This window comes from Salipiger marinus (assembly GCF_900100085.1).
Classification (GTDB): Bacteria; Pseudomonadota; Alphaproteobacteria; order Rhodobacterales; family Rhodobacteraceae; genus Salipiger; species Salipiger marinus.
The window spans coordinates 1-3,055 of record NZ_FNEJ01000074.1 but is presented as its reverse complement, the minus strand read 5'-3'; the positions used below and the strand labels follow the sequence as shown (position 1 = coordinate 3,055).

The window sequence follows — 3,055 nt, the reverse complement described above, 5'->3', positions numbered from 1 at the left end:
CCATCATCGCCGTTAACCTCAAGCTGCCGCAGCCAAATTGAATCAGCGGCCAGCTCTTCAGGCAAGCGGAGTTTTTCAACGGAATAGGCTCCAAGCGGACATGCGGCGTCGCAGCGGATCAGTCAACTGGCAGGCATCAGTGGACGTCGCAGACGGCCCAAAGTCGAACTTCGCGCCAGGCGCTGCGGATGGCCGGTCCCAGCCCAATCTCGACATTGTTATGCGGCGAAGCATGTGGCGCATTCCCAGCGTATTCGGCGAGAAACCGATCTTCGCTGCGGCTCGCGTGAGGGTTGGCCATGGGTCCGTCAGAAGATACTTGTCACCCTGGTGATCGCATTTAATGTATTGGTAACTTCAACTAAAATTACTCAAACAGCCTCCCGAACTCATTCTCATGATCAGTAGCACTGCTGCCCCCCTCAAAGCTATAGCCAATGGCATCAGACGCCAACCTCAGGAGTTGTCTTCCAGCTTGAACATCTTGCCTTAAACCTATTGCTTGAGAAGCAAGACCGGCTTGTTCCTCGGTTAAGTATTTTATGAATAGATAACCAACATCCTCCTTCGCAGCTTTTCGGATATCGGTATACGGATCGTTTATGTGCCACTTAGCTCCGATGTTTTGAGCTACCTGGGTGTCGCGCAGAGGGGTAATAAGCGCGCAGGACGAGATATACTCAGAGCGGCTCGCAAGGATCTTCATATGAACATAACCTGAAGGATGAACTCGAACAGCCGTCTCCGGCTTCACGCTGGCGCGGGTCTGACGTTCAGTTATGACCAGTTCGTCCAAGACCAACTGGTCAATTGAGAGCATTACATCATCCAGCAAATAGCCGAATTTTCCCATCTCCGCAGCTAGTCGGCTGGCAGTAAAGTAGCCCTCATATCGTGTGTCCCCCACCTTCTTCCGGTTTAAGATTAGAAAATCGAGGATTTCAGACTTTAGGAAATGGTCGGGCTGGCGCGAATCTAACGGGAAGTTGTAGATATTTCGAACGAACCCATGCGAGGGCGTGAAATACAAATAGGTCGTCCTCATCAATGCCTTCAGCAGAACAGCCTCATGTATTGAATAGCTTCCCATCGTCCATACGGATTTGCTAAACTGCTGTGTATTGAAGTGAGCTGATGTGAGAGTGGCGATAAACATCTCCAAGCTCTTTCGCGCATTTCGGCCCGAAAGCCCCTCCAATACAGTGGTGATATTTCTCCTCTTTTTAAAGAGATCGACAAAGATGGAGGTTAGGTAATTTCCAACCGCCGTAGCTGGATATTTCACGGCCCCAAGGCCATCAACCTCATACGTGAATGTAGATTCAGCTATGCCAGCCATATCTGATATAGCTAGATCGAGGCGCTTAGAAACCATATCAACGAAGCGTGGCGGTCGTATGTAGAAGTTGCCAGTCTTCAAGAATGCGTCAAGCGGCTTTTCATCCTTGTAGGCTTCGAAAGTTTCGTCGCGCATCGTCATTACGCAAACCGACTTGGTATGGTTCATAAACCATTGTCCGACCTGAAATATCCTCAATTGGACATCTCGCTCTCGTCGATCAACGTTGTCGAAGGCAATAATTAAGAGGTAGCCTCTGTCCCCTCCAATACTTCGCGCCAGCGCTCGAGAAAGGGATCTTGGGTCTGACATCCATTCTAAAAGGTCAGAAGCTATGCGTTCAAGATACTTTTCTTCGCCGCTGCGCTTCAAAAACGAGTATGCGCCGCTATTATTCTTAATCTCTTCCGAGAAAACGGATTGAAGGCCGTGCTCTGTTTCGGTATCAATTATGATCGAGTAGTTCTTCTTAATATGATAAATAAACTGCTCACATACCCAGTTCTCAAGGTGTGTGACGTCATCGGGGGCAATGTTGAAATTTATCCGGCAGTAGACAATTTTTTCCTTCATTTCCTGCGGCAGTAAATGCTTAAAGAAACGCTTTAGGAAGGTTGTCTTTCCTGAGCCCACTCCGCCAATTATTAGCTGCATAAACGGTTGCCGAAGGGCGGCGAGCCTATTCAGCTGTTTGCCAAACGACCCGGCATCCTTTCGGGTTGTGGCAATTTCGCTTGAGTGCCTATCATCTCCTAGAGGGATGACCCGCGTGCGCAGGAAATCTTCAAATGATCTCTCATACTTCGTGGACTCATCGGTTGAAACATAGGCTCTTTCGATAATGAGGTCTTCAACCTCCCGATCCTTCGGGTCAAAGTACTTTCTGAGAACAGGTTCAAGGTCGGCGTATAGTGAGTTGTGACCAGCTTTTGCAAGGTTCACTCGGTTTTCGCCGAGACTCTCGGAAGGTCGAGTCCAATCTTGAGGAGTCAATTTGCGGCGCGTCTTAGCGCAGCGGTCGCTAATTGCCCCCCAGCCGATCGCCTCCGCAAAGCTGGTTAGGACCGATGATCCGATGACCAAACCCGCAGTTGCTGTTTTCTGAATATCCTCTGCGCTATCCCAATGGGCCAACCAAACATCATTACCATTGGTTGCCATTGCCCATTCGCAGGGATTTATACCAGATGGGTAGTTTTTGTTAATCTCAAGCGCATACAATTGTGCTTCATTGATGGCGGTCTCCAAGGTCTCTTCAGGATTCTTGGCCTCGATCACCACGCTTGGAAGACCCTCATGGTATACTAGAAAATCGGGAACATACCGCCTCTTGTTTTTGCCCTTTCCGATTTCAAGTGTTGCGAGTGATGGTTTTGTGAGAATTGCAGGATCCGGAATTGAAAGGGTCTGCTTACCTGTTAGGAATGGTATTACAAAGAACTGCTCGACATCGCTTTCTGTGTTTGCTGGTGAGAAAGAGGTTCTCATAAAAGGTCCCTTGGCAGTCCCAGATAGGTTCGTTAAGTCATGATGACCTGCAAGTTCCTCTGGAGCAAGTGGCTAGTTTTACCGAGGTGAGGGCCTGTCTAACGGTTGGGGCTCACGTGCGGGCCCTGTGAAGTGCTGCCGGTTTCGTGGACACGAAGATAAGATCGTGACCCATGAACTGGAGAGTGGATATGACGAGACGGAAGTTCAGCCGCGAGTTCAAGATCG

The 3,055-nt window shown here is 49.3% G+C and carries 1 protein-coding gene; it reads right to left on the bottom strand.

Annotation, left to right across the window (positions count from 1 at the left end; translation table 11 throughout):
* Positions 1-367: 367 nt before the first annotated feature.
* On the bottom strand, positions 368-2,827 hold the full coding sequence (locus BLR51_RS26800) for a type I restriction endonuclease (protein WP_089852586.1): 2,460 nt from the start codon (positions 2,825-2,827) through the stop codon (positions 368-370).
* Positions 2,828-3,055 lie beyond the last annotated feature (228 nt).